Source organism: Pseudomonas sp. PAMC 26793, assembly GCF_000313235.1.
In the GTDB taxonomy this organism is placed as follows: domain Bacteria; phylum Pseudomonadota; class Gammaproteobacteria; order Pseudomonadales; family Pseudomonadaceae; genus Aquipseudomonas; species Aquipseudomonas yamanorum.
This window is the reverse complement of sequence record NZ_AMXG01000039.1, coordinates 118,009-132,513: the sequence shown is the minus strand read 5'-3', so window position 1 is coordinate 132,513 and position 14,505 is coordinate 118,009. Positions and strand designations below refer to the sequence as shown.

Genomic DNA, 14,505 nt, shown 5'->3' with positions numbered 1-14,505 from the left:
AGGGGCCTGTACGCCGAATAAAGGCCCGGTTCTTCGGAACCGTAAACCCGTGCCATACTCCAAGGCACTCTTGATCGACATAGATGGCGTCACATATGCCCAAAGGATTGATTCGCGCCGCTGGCGCCTTGCTGACCGCCCTGGCCCTGTACAGCTTGCTGGGCTTCCTTATTCTCCCCGGCATTGCCCTTCGCGTGGCCAACCAGCAGTTGGCCAATTACGCCACGGTGCCGGCGCATATTGAGCGTATCGAGCTCAACCCGTTCAGCCTCGAACTGACCGTGTGGGGCCTGAACATCGGAGAACCGGGCAAGGAGCAAGTAGCCTTTGAACGCCTGTACGCCAACCTGCAGATCGACAGCCTATGGACCCGCGCCCTGCACTTGGCCGATATACAACTCGACAAGCCGAAGACCGAACTGCGGTTCGACAAATCCGGCCAGCTCAACCTTGCGCAACTGTTCAAATTGCCAGCCAGCGAACCGACGCCAACGGACCCGAACGCCAAACCATTCCCGCTGCGCATCGACAACATCAAGCTGGCGGGCGGTTATGTGCACTTCCAGGATTTGCGTCCCAGCGAGCCCATCGAGTTTCTCTACGACAAGCTGGATTTCGAGCTGAAAAACCTCAGCACGCTGCCCGATGACAACGCCGCCATGACCTTGGTGGCGGCGGGCCCGGAAGGCGGGCACATCGACTGGACCGGTAACTTCAGCCTCATCCCGATTGCCTCCGAAGGCAAACTCAAGGTTACCGACGGCAAAATGAAAGTCTGGTGGCCGTATGTGCGTGATGCGGTACCGCTGGTTCTCGAAGACGGCATCCTCAATTTCAGCACCGACTACAAGCTGAGCCTGGCCAAGGAAACCGAGCTGAACCTGACCAACGTCGCCCTGAGTGTCGCGCCGTTCGCGATCAAGGCGCCGGATGGCCGGCCACTCGCGCGCCTGGAGAAGCTGGACGTCAGCGAGACCACGGTAGACCTGGCCAAACAGCAAGTGATCGTCGGCAAGATCCGCAGCAACAAGCTCGAAACCTGGGCAGCCCTTGAAGCAGATGGCCAACTGGATTGGCAGAAACTGTTCGCCAGTCAGCCGAGCAAGCCTGCACCCGCAGCTGAGCCGGCCACTGCGCCCGCCACCGCCGACTCGCCAAAGCCAGCGCCGGCAGCGCCGAGCAAGCCTTGGCAAGTGCTGCTCAAGGACGTGCAACTGCGTGACTATCAAGTGCATCTGGCGGACCGTTCGGCTAAACCTGCCGTCGCCCTGGACGTCGGCCCGCTGAACGTTGACCTGCAGGGTTTCGACAGCCTCAACCAAAGCCCGTTTACCCTCAAGCTCGATACCGGCGTAGGCAAACAGGGCAAGCTCCAGGCTACCGGCCAGGTCAACCTGAGCCCGGTCAGCGCCAAGCTGAAAGTGGATACCAAGGACATCGACCTGCGTGTCGCCCAGTCCTACATCAGCCCGTTTATCCGCCTGGAACTGCGTAGCGGCATGCTCGGCAGCAACCTCGACGTCAACCTGAAAAGCACCGAGCCCCTGGCGTTCCAGGTAACTGGCCGGGCACAGGTCGACCAGTTGCACACCCTGGACACCATGAAGAACCGCGACTTCCTCAAGTGGCAGCGGTTGGTGCTGGAAGGCGTGAATTATCAACATGGTGACAGCCTGTCGATCGACAAGGTCAACCTGTTGCAGCCCTACGCACGTTTCATGATCAATGATGACCGCACTACCAACGTCGATGACTTGCTGATTCCGCAGCCGGCCAACAGTGGCAGCAAGTCCGCAGCCAAACCTGCGGCGAGCAAAGAGAAGCCTCTGGGGATTCATATTGGTCAGATTGCGATCAACGACGGCTCGGCCAACTTCGCCGACTTCAGCCTGACCCCGAACTTCGCCACGGCGATTCAACAGCTCAACGGCCAGATCGGCACCATCGACAGTCGCCAGGCCAAGCCGGCCAGCGTTGACATCAAGGGCAAGGTCGACCGTTATGCACCGGTGACCATCAAGGGCAGCGTGAACCCGTTTGACCCGATGGCGGCACTGGATATCGCCACCAGCTTCAAACGTGTCGAACTGACCACCCTGACACCGTACTCGGGCAAGTTTGCCGGGTTCCGAATCCGCAAGGGCCGCCTTAACCTGGACCTGCATTACGTCATCACCAAGGGCCAGTTGAAGGCCGAGAACAAGGTGGTGGTCGAGCAGCTGCAGCTGGGTGAGAAGGTCGACAGTGCAGACGCGGTGGACCTGCCGATACGCCTGGCGATTGCGTTGCTCAAGGATTCCGACGGCAAGATTTCGATCGAACTGCCAGTGACCGGCGACTTGAACAACCCGCAATTCAGCGTGATGCCGATTGTCTGGCAAACCCTGCGTAACCTGGTGGTGCGCGCGGCCACGGCGCCCTTCAAGTTCATTGGCGGGTTGATTAGCGGGAGTGGTGCTCAAGACCTTGGCAACGTGTCGTTCGCCCCGGGTTCCAGCGAGCTGAGCAAGGATTCCCAATCAACCTTGGACAGCCTGGCCAAGGCCCTCAAGGAGCGCCCTGCCCTGCGCCTGGAGATCGAAGGCACCGCCGCTGCCAGCAGTGACGGCCCATTGTTGGCCGCGCAGCGACTGGAACGCGAATACCAGTACAACTACTACAAGATCCTCCAGCGCCGTGGCGATAAGGTCCCGGCCCAGGCGTCGCTGCTTGAAGTTCCGGAAAAGGAAAAGGCGCCGCTGCTGGAAGGCATCTACCGTACCCGCCTGAAACAACAGCCGCCGGCCGAGTGGAAAGACCTGAGCAATGACGAACGCACCGCCAAGCTGCGGGACGGCGTAATCAAGTTCTGGAGTGGCAGTGACGTGTTGCTGCGCCAACTGGGCCAGGACCGCGCCGGTGCGATCAAGGACTACCTGGTGGACAAGGGCCAGCTGGAAGATGAGCGGGTTTACTTTATCGATGCCAATCTTGGGGAAGCGGAGAAAGATGGTCGGGTAGTGACACCTATGCATCTGGATGCCGAATAATCCGGCACCCGCTGAGTACCTGTGGCGAGGGGGCAAGCCCCCTCGCCACAAGAGCCTCGCTTACCCTTCAAGCTTTTCTACCCGCAATAGAACAGGCCCCGACACAAGTGCCGGGGCCTGTAATGACCACATCCGTGTGGTCGGTCGCATGAACCTGTGAGGTGCATTGAGCGGATATCTAACTCGCTCGTGGCCGCCTCTTGCCTAGTTCAGGCGATTCGCTAAGCGTTACTCTGCTTTCAGGCCATCGGCCGATACAGCTTTAACGCCTTTGATTTTCTTGGTGATATTCACCGCGGTGGTTTTCTGCGCTTCAGTCACTGCGACGGTCGACGACAGGGAAACTACACCCTTGTTGGTTTCGACTTTGATGTCGGTGCCAGGAATGCCTTTCTCGGTTACCAGATCAGCTTTCACTTTAGTGGTAATCCAAGTGTCCGAGGTGGACTCTTTGGCGTCAGCCGCTGCGCTTTTGGTTTTGTCGACGTTGTCAGCCTTGGTAGCGCCGCCAGCCATCAGGCCGTCAGCCGAAACGGCGGTTACGCCTTTGATTTTTTTGGTGATCGCTACAGCAGTGGCTTTCTGTGCGTCGGAGATAGCCACTGTCGAGGACAGGGAAACCACGCCTTTGTTGGTTTCAACCTTGATGTCCGAACCTGGAATACCTTTCTCGGTCAGCAAGTCGGATTTGACTTTGGTGGTGATCCAGGTATCCGAGGTAGCCTCTTTAGCCTTGGTCACTTCACCGGCTGCCAGAGTCATTGGAGCTTGGGAAGTCTGTGCAAAGGCCACGTTAGCACCCATGGCCAGGGTCAGAGCGGTAGCAGTAGCGAGAGCGAACTTCTTCATACGAGTAACTCCTGTTTTATTAAAAGTCTGCAGTGTGTGAACCTTGATGCTGCAGCGTTAACAGGGTTGTTGCAGGCAGTGTGCCAAGTCCCGAATCAATATTAAATCCTTATAAAACAACAACTTATAAAATCACCATTTTTTCGGAATCGTGCAACTTGCATGAATTCGATCGTGCCTGCATGCAAGTTGCGGCTTTTGGATTTTAGTAAGCACCTGATTTTTCGGCATTTTCCCGCAGACATAAAAAAAGGACTCCGAAGAGTCCTTTTTCAGCGTACAGCAACGGGGTGATTTAAACGCCCGAAGCCTTGGCTGCTGCTACGTCCTTGATGGACAGCTTGATACGGCCGCGGTTGTCCACGTCGAGTACCAGCACTTCCACTTCCTGGCCTTCTTTCAGGATGTCGGTCACTTTCTCAACGCGAGCATCGCTCAGCATGGAGATGTGAACCAGACCGTCCTTGCCAGGCAGGATGTTAACGAATGCGCCGAAGTCGACGATGCGCTCAACCTTACCGACGTAGATCTTGCCAATCTCGGCCTCAGCGGTGATACCCAGGACGCGCTGACGTGCCGCTTCAGCCGCTTCCTTGGTTTCGCCGAAGATCTTGATCGAGCCATCGTCTTCGATGTCGATCGAAGCCTTGGTCTCTTCACAGATCGCACGAATGGTCGCGCCGCCTTTACCGATAACATCACGGATTTTGTCGGTATCGATTTTCATCGCGATCATGGTCGGAGCATTTTCCGACAGCTCGGTACGGGACTGGCCAATGATCTGGTTCATCTGACCGAGGATATTCAGGCGCGCTTCCAGGGCTTGGCCCAGAGCGATCTCCATGATTTCTTCGGTGATGCCTTTGATCTTGATGTCCATCTGCAGCGCGGTAACACCTTTGGCGGTACCGGCTACTTTGAAGTCCATGTCGCCGAGGTGGTCTTCGTCACCCAGGATGTCGGTCAGGATGGCGAACTTCTCGCCTTCTTTAACCAGACCCATGGCGATACCGGCAACCGGTGCCTTCATCGGTACACCGGCGTCCATCAGAGCCAGGGAAGCACCGCAGACCGAAGCCATGGAGCTGGAACCGTTGGACTCGGTGATTTCCGACACAACACGAATGGTGTACGGGAACACGTCGGCGGCAGGCAGCATGGCTGCAATCGAACGACGGGCCAGACGGCCGTGACCGATTTCGCGACGACCAGCGCCACCCATGCGGCCACACTCACCTACCGAGAACGGAGGGAAGTTGTAGTGCAGCATGAACGGGTCTTTTTTCTCGCCTTCCAGGGTGTCCAGTAACTGTGCGTCACGGGCAGTACCCAGTGTTGCAACAACCAGAGCCTGGGTTTCGCCACGGGTGAACAGGGCCGAACCGTGGGTTTTTGGCAGAACGCCGACTTCGATGTTCAGCGGACGTACAGTGCGAGTGTCGCGACCGTCGATACGAGGCTTGCCGTTAACGATGTTTTCGCGAACGGTGCGGTATTCGATTTCGCCGAAGGCTGCTTTGACTTCGCTGGAAGAAGGCTGGCCTTCTTCACCGGACAGCTTGGCAACAACCTGGTCCTTCAACTCACCCAGGCGAGCGTAGCGGTCGGCCTTGATAGTGATGGTGTAGGCGTCGGAGATGGCTGTGCCGAACTCGGAGCGGATAGCGCCCAACAGTGCGGTAGCTTCTGGCTGAGGAGCCCAGGTCCAGGTTGGCTTGGCAGCTTCAGCGGCCAGTTCTTTAACAGCGTTGATCACAACCTGGAACTCGTCGTGAGCAAACAGTACCGCGCCCAGCATCTGGTCTTCGGTCAGCTCTTTGGCTTCCGATTCAACCATCAACACCGCTTCCGAAGTACCGGCAACGACCATGTCCAGGCTCGACGCTTTCTGTTGTTCGTAAGTCGGGTTCAGCAGGTAGCCGGTGCTTTCGTGGAATGCAACGCGGGCAGCGCCGATCGGGCCATCGAAAGGAATACCGGAGATGGCCAGGGCAGCCGAGGTACCGATCATCGCAGCGATGTCCGGATCGGTCTTCTTGCTGGTGGAAACGACGGTGCAGACAACCTGCACTTCGTTCATGAAGCCTTCTGGGAACAGCGGACGGATCGGACGGTCGATCAGTCGGGAAGTCAGGGTTTCTTTCTCGGAAGGACGGCCTTCGCGCTTGAAGAAACCACCAGGGATCTTACCGGCAGCGTAAGTCTTTTCCTGGTAGTGAACGGAAAGAGGGAAGAAGCCTTTGCTTGGATCAGCGGTCTTGGCGCCTACAACGGTCACCAATACGGTGACGTCGTCGTCAACGGTGACCAGCACTGCGCCGGAGGCTTGACGGGCGATACGGCCTGTCTCGAGGGTAACGGTCGACTGACCGAACTGGAATTTTTTGATAACCGGGTTCACGGTGTCCTACCTTCTTTGTGGCTCTTGGGGAACTTGTCTTCTTGCGAAATTCTTGGGCAATGTCGGGAATCGGCCCAACGCCTGTCCAGGGTAAAACGTGTATCCAGATAAAACTTGAGGCTGGAAGCCTGCCATGGGCCAGCGGGAAACCCACTGACACACGACAGCCAACCAACCTCTAGCGCAATCGCTTATTAGCGACGCAGACCCAGGCGACCGATCAGAGTCTGATAACGACCCAGATCCTTGCCTTTCAGGTAGTCCAGCAGCTTACGACGCTGGTTTACCATGCGGATCAGACCACGACGGGAGTGGTGATCTTTACCGTTGGCCTTGAAGTGACCTTGCAGCTTGTTGATGTTGTGGGTCAGCAGTGCAACTTGCACTTCTGGCGAACCAGTGTCACCAACAGCTTGCTGGTAGTCAGCTACGATTTGAGCTTTTTCTTGAACGTCGAGAGCCATGAGGCAATCCTTTTTTCAGGAAACCACCCAAAGGGCGGTTTCAACAGGCCAGGGACAAATCCCTGTATCTAAAAATGAGTAGTGACCATGCCTGTTAACAGCCACCCTCGTTCGGTCATTCTGACCGAATCAGTCGACGCGGCGCGATGCGCCCGTCTTCGCTCACTTCACCGATACCGATAAAGCGACCGTTGTGATCTTGTACCCGCACCATGCCGAACTTCGGGGCATCCGGTGCACGTACTGGCTGGCCGTTAAGCCAGTAGAACGCGCTGTGCTCCGAAAAGTGCAGCAATGGCCAATCCAGCAAACCGCTGTCCGATGGCATCAGGAAGCGATCAACCGCTTCGTTGCCGCCTTCGGCATGTACGGCTTCCAGCTCTTCCAGCGTGACCGTCTGGGCCAGGGTGAAAGGGCCTGCCTGGGTGCGTCGCAGTTCTGCAACGTATGCGCCACAGCCTAGTAGCTCACCGATATCTTCCACGAGGGTACGGATATAGGTGCCTTTGCTGCAGTCCACCGCCAACCGGGCAGTGTCGCCTTCAGCGGCGAGCAATTCCAAGCGCGCAATAGTAACAGAACGCGGTTCGCGCTCCACCACTTCACCTGCACGTGCCAGCTTGTAAAGCGGCTGGCCATCACGCTTGAGAGCCGAGTACATCGGCGGTATCTGACTGATTTGCCCACGAAAAGCAGGCAAAGCCGCTTCGATATCAGCACGACCAACGGTCACTTCGCGAACCTGCAGAACATCACCTTCGGCGTCTGCCGTGGTGGTGGTCTTGCCCAGTTGCATCAGGGTTTCGTAACCCTTGTCGGAATCGAGCAGGTATTGCGAAAACTTGGTGGCCTCGCCGAAGCACAACGGCAACACGCCGGTGGCCAAGGGGTCGAGGCTGCCGGTGTGCCCTGCCTTCTCGGCATTGAGCAGCCAGCGAACCTTCTGCAACGCCGCATTGGAGGTAAAGCCAATGGGCTTGTCGAGCAGAATGATGCCGCTGACGTTACGACGGATACGTTTGACCTGAGCCACCGATTACTCCTTGGCGTCTTCAGGCGTGGCGGATACCGGGTGCTGATTGTCTTCAGCCACGGCCCGCTCGATCAGTGCCGACAGGTGCGCACCACGCACGACGCTTTCGTCGTAGTGGAAGTGCAACTGTGGAACGCTGCGCAGCTTCATTTCACGGGCCAACTGCATGCGCAGGAAGCCTGCGGCAGAGTTGAGCACCTTGATGCTTTGCGCGATTTCTTCGCTGCTGTCCTGGCCCATCACGGTGATGAAGATCTTGGCGTGACCAACGTCACGGCTGACCTCAACGGCGGTGATGGTGACCAGGCCAACACGTGGGTCTTTTACTTCACGACGGATCAGCTGTGCCAGCTCGCGCTGCATCTGATCGCCGATACGTTGGGTACGGCTGTATTCTTTTGCCATGTCTTGTTACCTGTTACTGCCACACGGTGAAACCCGTGGGGTCTGAAAGCGGCAAACGCCCGGCCTGACAAAAGCCAGACCGGGCGTTGCGTTTAGAGTCCGAACACGGCGCCAGGCATTTGCATGCCCGGGCGCCGCGTGGCCCTTGAAGTGCGCGAGTTAGAGGCTGCGAGCAACCTGAACCTTCTCGTAGACTTCGATCTTGTCACCCGCCTTGACGTCGTTGTAGCTCTTGACGCCGATACCGCATTCCATGCCGGCACGTACTTCGGAAGCGTCATCCTTGAAGCGGCGCAGGGATTCCAGCTCGCCTTCGAAGATAACGATGTCTTCACGCAGTACACGGATTGGACGGTTACGGTGCACAACACCTTCGATAACCATGCAACCGGCGATCGCGCCGAATTTCGGCGAGCGGAACACGTCACGCACCTCGGCCACACCCAGGATGTTCTCCCGGACGTCGCTGCCAAGCATGCCGGTGAGGGCTTTCTTGACGTCTTCGATGATGTCGTAGATGACGTTGTAGTAACGCATGTCCAGGCCTTCCTGCTCGACGATCTTCCGTGCGCCAGCATCGGCACGCACGTTGAAGCCGAACAGTACAGCGTTGGAAGCCAGTGCCAGGTTGGCGTCGGATTCGGTGATACCACCGACACCGCCACCGACAACACGCACTTGCACTTCGTCGTTACCCAGGCCGTTCAAGGCGCCGTTCAACGCTTCGAGGGAACCACGAACGTCAGATTTGAGGACGATGTTAAGCGTCTTCTTCTCTGCCTGGCCCATGTTCTCGAAGATGTTTTCCAGCTTGCCGGCGTGAGCACGGGCCAGCTTGACTTCGCGGAACTTGCCTTGACGGAACAGAGCCACTTCACGGGCTTTCTTCTCGTCCGACAGCACGCTCATCTCGTCGCCAGCGTCCGGGGTACCGTCCAGGCCGAGGATCTCGACAGGAATGGAAGGACCGGCTTCCTTGATTGGCTTGCCGTTCTCGTCGAGCATGGCACGTACACGGCCATAGTTCGAACCGACCAGGACCATGTCGCCTTGGCGCAGGGTACCGTCTTGAACCAGAACGGTTGCAACCGGGCCACGACCTTTGTCGAGACGCGATTCAACCACAACACCACGACCCGGGGCCGATGGAGTGGCTTTCAGTTCGAGAACTTCGGCTTGCAGCAGAACAGCTTCGAGCAGTTCGTCTACACCGGTACCGACTTTCGCCGAAACCGAAACGAATGGCGTATCACCGCCCCACTCTTCGGAAGTCACGCCGTGAACCGACAGTTCGCTACGGATGCGATCAAGATCGGCGCCCGGCTTGTCGATTTTGTTCACTGCAACAACCAGTGGAACACCAGCGGCCTTGGCGTGCTGGACAGCTTCAATGGTCTGCGGCATTACGCCGTCGTCCGCTGCAACTACCAGGATCACGATGTCAGTCGCCTTGGCACCACGGGCACGCATGGCGGTAAACGCGGCGTGACCAGGGGTGTCGAGGAAGGTGACCATGCCGCGTTCGGTTTCAACGTGGTATGCACCGATGTGCTGGGTGATACCGCCGGCTTCGCCTGCAGCTACCTTGGCACGACGGATGTAGTCGAGCAGCGAGGTCTTACCATGGTCAACGTGGCCCATTACGGTCACGACTGGCGCACGGGAGAAAGTCTCGCCTTCAAACTTCAGGGACTCGGCCAGGGAATCTTCCAGGGCGGTGTCACTGACCAGGGTCACTTTATGGCCCAGCTCTTCAGCAACCAGTTGGGCAGTTTCCTGGTCCAGTACCTGGTTGATGGTCGCTGGGGTACCCAGTTTGAACATGAACTTGATGATTTCAGCAGCCTTGACCGACATCTGATTGGCGAGGTCGCCAACAGTGATGGTCTCGCCGATCTGCACATCACGCACGACAGGGCCGGTTGGGCTCTGGAAACCGTGGGCGTTGCGTTTCTTCAGCTTGGCCTTGCCGCGACCACCGCGACGGAAGCTGTCGCTTTCTTCGTCGGTAGTACGTGGAGCAACGCGTGGCGCTGGCGCCTTCTCTTTGACCGAAGCACGATGTGGAGCGTTTTTGCGCTCACCATCGCCACTGCCACGACGATTGTTATCGTCAGCACGTGGTTTGTCCGGACGACGAGGTTCTTCGCGTTTGCGAGCGTCGGCTGCAGGAGCCGGCGCGGCGGCAACCGGAGCGGCCTCACGAACAGCTTCAACAGGCGCGCTAGGCGCAGCAACGGCCTCAGTGTTAGCAGGTTGCGCAGCAGCAGGCTGGCGACGCGCTTCTTCTTCGGCGCGACGCTTGGCTTCTTCTTCAGCCTTCTGACGAGCAGCATTTTCTACTGCGCGACGTTCTTCCAGTTCGCGTTTGCGCTCGGCTTCGATTTCTTCCGGGCTGCGCTGTACGAAGACTTTCTTCTTGCGTACTTCAACGCTGATGCTCTTGCTGCCAGCAACACGCAGGGTGCTGGTGGTTTTGCGCTGCAATGTAATCTTGCGCGGTTCTTCCACTTTCGCCTTGTGGCTGCTCTTCAAGTGAGTCAGCAAAGACTGCTTCTCACTATCGCTCACACCTTCGTCGGCGGCGGTGTGCGGCAGACCTGCCTCACGCATCTGCTGCAACAGGCGCTCTACCGGTGTTTTGACCTCATCGGCCAGTTGTTTCACCGTGACTTGCGTCATGCACTTCTCTCCTCAGGCCGCGCCTAATTACTCGAACCAATGGGCTCGGGCGGCCATGATCAACTTGCCGGCACGATCATCGTCAATGCCGTCGATGTCGAGCAGGTCGTCAATAGACTGCTCGGCCAGGTCTTCGCGGGTAATTACGCCGCGCACCGCCAGTTCCATCGCCAAATCCTTGTCCATACCCTCAAGCGAGAGCAGGTCTTCGGCCGGATGGGCGTCTGCCAGCTTTTCCTCAGTAGCGATGGCTTTAGTCAACAAACGATCCTTGGCCCGAGCGCGAAGCTCGTTGACGGTGTCTTCGTCAAAGCCGTCGATGTTGAGCATTTCTTCCAACGGTACGTAGGCAATCTCTTCCAGGCTGGTGAAGCCTTCATCTACCAGCACCTGTGCCAGGTCTTCGTCGACTTCCAGCTCGTCGATGAAGTTGCGCAGGATGTCACCGGTTTCTGCTTGCTGCTTAGCCTGGATGTCCGATTCGGTCATCACGTTCAGGGTCCAGCCGGTCAACTGGCTGGCCAAACGTACGTTCTGACCACCGCGACCGATGGCCTGAGCCAGATTGTCTGCGCCAACGGCGATGTCCATTGCATGGGCATCCTCGTCAACGATAATTGCCGCCACTTCAGCAGGCGACATTGCGTTGATCACAAACTGCGCCGGGTTATCGTCCCACAGGACGATGTCCACACGCTCACCGCCCAATTCGCCCGACACTGCCTGGACGCGCGAACCGCGCATACCAATGCAAGCACCTTGCGGGTCGATGCGTTTGTCCTTGGAGCGGACCGCGATCTTGGCGCGCGAACCCGGATCGCGGGACGCAGCCATGACTTCGATCAGGCCTTCGGCAATTTCCGGCACTTCGATGCGGAACAACTCGATCAGCATTTCCGGCGCGGTACGCGACAGGATCAACTGAGGGCCGCGGTTCTCGGTGCGGATTTCCTTGAGCAGTGCACGCAAGCGCACACCAACCCGGAAAGTTTCGCGGGAAATGATGTCTTCGCGGGCCAGCAACGCTTCAGCGTTGTTACCCAGGTCGACGATCACGTTGTCGCGGGTGACTTTTTTCACGGTGCCGGAGATGATTTCCCCCAGGCGCTCGCGATAAGCGTCAACGACTTGAGCGCGCTCGGCTTCGCGGACCTTCTGCACGATGACTTGCTTGGCAGTCTGTGCAGCGATGCGGCCGAACTCGATGGATTCGATCTTTTCTTCAACGACATCACCGACCTGTGCGCCCGGATGCGTTTCAGCAACCTTGCTCGGCCAGGTTTCGATGGCCGGATCATCAAGATCGGCTTCTTCGACGACCGTCCAGCGACGGAAAGTCTCGTAGGCACCGGTGTGGCGGTTGATTTCCACACGCAGATCAACTTCGTCTTCAAAACGCTTTTTGGTAGCAGTGGCCAGAGCCAGCTCCAGCGCTTCAAAAATCACGTTTGCCGGTACGCCCTTTTCATTGGATACCGACTCAACAACCAGCAGTACTTCTTTGCTCATCGTACGCCTCGCCTTTCGCAAGCCATTGGATCCGCGGGATCCGCGTCTCAGTCAAAACTGGGAATAATGTTGGCCTTGTCGATCATATCGATCGGCAACAGGAACTCATGGTCTTCTACCTGCACCACGACGTCCTGCTCTTCTACACCGCGCAGAAGGCCCTGAAAGTTGCGTCGCCCTTCAAAGGGAGAGCGCAGCTTGATCTTCACTTGTTCACCGGCAAATTTTGCAAACTGATCAATAGTGAACAGTGGGCGTTCCATGCCAGGCGAGGAAACTTCGAGGGTGTATTCAACGGAGATCGGATCTTCAACATCCAGGACACCGCTGATCTGACGGCTGACAATGGCACAATCGTCCACCAGCACGCCGCCCTCTTTATCGATATAAACGCGCAACATTGAGTGGCGACCTTGAGCCGAAAACTCAATACCCCAGCATTCATAGCCTAGGGCCACGACCACCGGGGCCAACAAGGCCTGCAACTCTTCTAGCTTGCTCGACACCTGAACCCCCTCGTGCATGTATGTGCATGCTGTGCAAAATAAAAAAATGGGCGAAACGCCCATCCTTGAAACGCCGTCGAACAGCGGCGTTGAAAGTGTCCAGCTAACAAAAAGCCCCTTAAAAGGGGCTCCGCTAAAACTGGTTGCGGGGGCCGGATTTGAACCGACGACCTTCGGGTTATGAGCCCGACGAGCTACCAGACTGCTCCACCCCGCGACAAAGCTGGGGCGGAAGTATACGACCGATCCTTTACAGGGTCAATGTAACCTTCCACCTACAAGAAAGCCCGCAACAGCGGGCTCTCCTGATAATTGGTACCGAGAAGGGGACTCGAACCCCTACACCCTATGGGCACAACCACCTCAAGGTTGCGTGTCTACCAATTCCACCACCTCGGCAATACAGCGTTTACAACCTTCTTACTTCTGCTCTTGAGCTGGAGGTACGTCAGTCGCTGGAGTAGCCGACTTTTGCTCTTGAAGCACCGGGACATCATCAGAAGCCGGTTTTGCTTTTGGTACTTCCAACACTGCTGGGTTTGGGAGACCTACTTGAGTCAGCACATGAGCTTTCTCTTTAGCAAAGTATCCTAACCCCAAGCTGGTTATGAAGAAACCGGCGGCAAGTATAGCAGTAAACTTACTAAGAAAGGTAGAGGAACCTTGGCTTCCGAACACAGTATTTGAAGCACCTGCCCCGAAAGACGCACCAGCGTCCGCACCCTTACCCTGCTGCAGCAAAACCAGAGCAACTACGCCCAGTGCACCCAGCAGATGAAAAACAACGATGACTGTTTCCAGCATTTTTTCAGTTTCCCGCGGCGCGACAAATCGCACCGAACTCATCTGCATTCAGGGAAGCTCCACCAATGAGCCCCCCATCGATATCCGGCATGCCGAACAGTTCGACCGCATTGGCCGCCTTCACGCTGCCGCCGTATAGAAGCCGCACACCTTGCGCGACCTCAGAATTCTCTGCCGCCAACTGCGCGCGGATGGCTGCGTGCACATCCTGCGCCTGTTGCGGCGAAGCAGTCAGCCCGGTGCCAATGGCCCAGACCGGCTCGTAAGCAATTACTGCATTTGCAAAGGCACCGACTCCCAGCTCCTCGATGATGCTGCCCAGCTGACGCCCGACAACCTCAAGAGTTTTACCGGACTCACGCTGTTCAAGGGTCTCCCCTATGCACAACACCGGAATCAAGCCACAAGCCTGTGCCGCTGCGAATTTGCGATTCAGTGTCCCATCACGCTCGCCCATGATCTGACGGCGCTCGGAGTGCCCAACAAGCACCAGGGAACAACCTGCATCAACCAGCTGACTCGGTGCAATCTCACCGGTCAAAGCACCTTGCATGGATTCCACCGCAGAGTTCTGCGCGCCGACCTGGATCGACTTGCCTTTCAAGCCATCAATCACTTGATTGATATACAAGCAAGGCGGGAATACCGCGACATCAACACCGCTAGGCAAGGCCAAGTGACGAAGGCCATTGATCAGCTCAGCGACACTGGCGCGGGTACCGTGCATCTTCCAGTTACCAGCTACCATAGTGCGACGCATGCTGTACCTCGTCGGTCAAAGTGGGCGCAGATGTTACCCAACCACATCATCACTGGCAAGCCG

At 57.3% G+C, this 14,505-nt stretch carries 11 protein-coding genes and 2 tRNA genes; 1 reads left to right on the top strand and 12 read right to left on the bottom strand.

Annotation, left to right across the window (positions count from 1 at the left end; genetic code table 11):
- Positions 1-95: 95 nt before the first annotated feature.
- Positions 96-3,029 carry a DUF748 domain-containing protein gene (locus tag D109_RS0120800; RefSeq protein WP_017478571.1) on the top strand — a complete coding sequence of 978 codons (2,934 nt, stop codon included), beginning with the start codon at positions 96-98 and terminating at the stop codon, positions 3,027-3,029.
- A 228-nt stretch (positions 3,030-3,257) separates the two neighbouring features.
- Here the strand turns inward: D109_RS0120800 and D109_RS0120795 are convergent, their stop codons facing one another.
- The 12 genes from D109_RS0120795 to tpiA all read right to left on the bottom strand — a co-directional run bounded on the left by D109_RS0120795 (position 3,258) and on the right by tpiA (position 14,442).
- Complete coding sequence (locus tag D109_RS0120795; protein ID WP_017478570.1) at positions 3,258-3,878, bottom strand: BON domain-containing protein; 621 nt, start codon at positions 3,876-3,878, stop codon at positions 3,258-3,260.
- 295 nt (positions 3,879-4,173) lie between these two features.
- Positions 4,174-6,279 (bottom strand): polyribonucleotide nucleotidyltransferase, encoded by a 2,106-nt coding sequence (gene pnp, locus D109_RS0120790; protein WP_003212180.1) that lies wholly within the window; start codon positions 6,277-6,279, stop codon positions 4,174-4,176.
- A gap of 194 nt (positions 6,280-6,473) precedes the next feature.
- Positions 6,474-6,743, bottom strand: coding sequence for a 30S ribosomal protein S15 (rpsO, locus tag D109_RS0120785; RefSeq protein ID WP_003177875.1), 270 nt, complete (start codon positions 6,741-6,743; stop codon positions 6,474-6,476).
- A 115-nt stretch (positions 6,744-6,858) separates the two neighbouring features.
- Positions 6,859-7,776, bottom strand: coding sequence for a tRNA pseudouridine(55) synthase TruB (gene truB, locus D109_RS0120780; RefSeq protein WP_017478569.1), 918 nt, complete (start codon positions 7,774-7,776; stop codon positions 6,859-6,861).
- A 3-nt stretch (positions 7,777-7,779) separates the two neighbouring features.
- Positions 7,780-8,181: a 30S ribosome-binding factor RbfA gene (gene rbfA, locus D109_RS0120775; RefSeq protein ID WP_017478568.1), complete on the bottom strand. Its 402-nt coding sequence runs from the start codon at positions 8,179-8,181 to the stop codon at positions 7,780-7,782.
- Positions 8,182-8,340: 159 nt separating this feature from the next.
- Positions 8,341-10,863 carry a translation initiation factor IF-2 gene (infB, locus tag D109_RS0120770; protein WP_003212186.1) on the bottom strand — a complete coding sequence of 841 codons (2,523 nt, stop codon included), beginning with the start codon at positions 10,861-10,863 and terminating at the stop codon, positions 8,341-8,343.
- 27 nt (positions 10,864-10,890) lie between these two features.
- The gene (gene nusA, locus D109_RS0120765) at positions 10,891-12,372 is read right to left on the bottom strand and encodes a transcription termination factor NusA (protein WP_003212187.1); all 1,482 of its coding nucleotides are present in this window, start codon (positions 12,370-12,372) and stop codon (positions 10,891-10,893) included.
- A gap of 47 nt (positions 12,373-12,419) precedes the next feature.
- Positions 12,420-12,878 carry a ribosome maturation factor RimP gene (gene rimP, locus D109_RS0120760; protein ID WP_003235029.1) on the bottom strand — a complete coding sequence of 153 codons (459 nt, stop codon included), beginning with the start codon at positions 12,876-12,878 and terminating at the stop codon, positions 12,420-12,422.
- Between the two features lie 140 nt (positions 12,879-13,018).
- Positions 13,019-13,095 (bottom strand) — tRNA-Met (locus D109_RS0120755).
- A gap of 96 nt (positions 13,096-13,191) precedes the next feature.
- Positions 13,192-13,277 (bottom strand) — tRNA-Leu (locus D109_RS0120750).
- Positions 13,278-13,298: 21 nt separating this feature from the next.
- A complete protein-coding gene (gene secG / locus D109_RS0120745; RefSeq protein ID WP_026078118.1) occupies positions 13,299-13,682 on the bottom strand; it encodes a preprotein translocase subunit SecG in 384 nt (127 codons plus the stop codon).
- Between the two features lie 4 nt (positions 13,683-13,686).
- Entirely contained in the window at positions 13,687-14,442 is a 756-nt protein-coding gene (gene tpiA / locus D109_RS0120740; RefSeq protein ID WP_026078117.1) for a triose-phosphate isomerase, read from the bottom strand.
- Between the last annotated feature and the right edge of the window lie 63 nt (positions 14,443-14,505).

What these genes read in the sequence shown, in the direction of transcription:
- D109_RS0120800 (WP_017478571.1), top strand. Translation starts at nt 96, where the DNA reads ATGCCCAAAGGATTGATTCGCGCCGCTGGCGCCTTGCTGACCGCCCTG.
- D109_RS0120795 (WP_017478570.1), bottom strand. Translation starts at nt 3,878, where the DNA reads ATGAAGAAGTTCGCTCTCGCTACTGCTACCGCTCTGACCCTGGCCATG.
- rpsO (WP_003177875.1), bottom strand. Translation starts at nt 6,743, where the DNA reads ATGGCTCTCGACGTTCAAGAAAAAGCTCAAATCGTAGCTGACTACCAG.
- rbfA (WP_017478568.1), bottom strand. Translation starts at nt 8,181, where the DNA reads ATGGCAAAAGAATACAGCCGTACCCAACGTATCGGCGATCAGATGCAG.
- infB (WP_003212186.1), bottom strand. Translation starts at nt 10,863, where the DNA reads ATGACGCAAGTCACGGTGAAACAACTGGCCGATGAGGTCAAAACACCG.
- nusA (WP_003212187.1), bottom strand. Translation starts at nt 12,372, where the DNA reads ATGAGCAAAGAAGTACTGCTGGTTGTTGAGTCGGTATCCAATGAAAAG.
- secG (WP_026078118.1), bottom strand. Translation starts at nt 13,682, where the DNA reads ATGCTGGAAACAGTCATCGTTGTTTTTCATCTGCTGGGTGCACTGGGC.
- tpiA (WP_026078117.1), bottom strand. Translation starts at nt 14,442, where the DNA reads ATGCGTCGCACTATGGTAGCTGGTAACTGGAAGATGCACGGTACCCGC.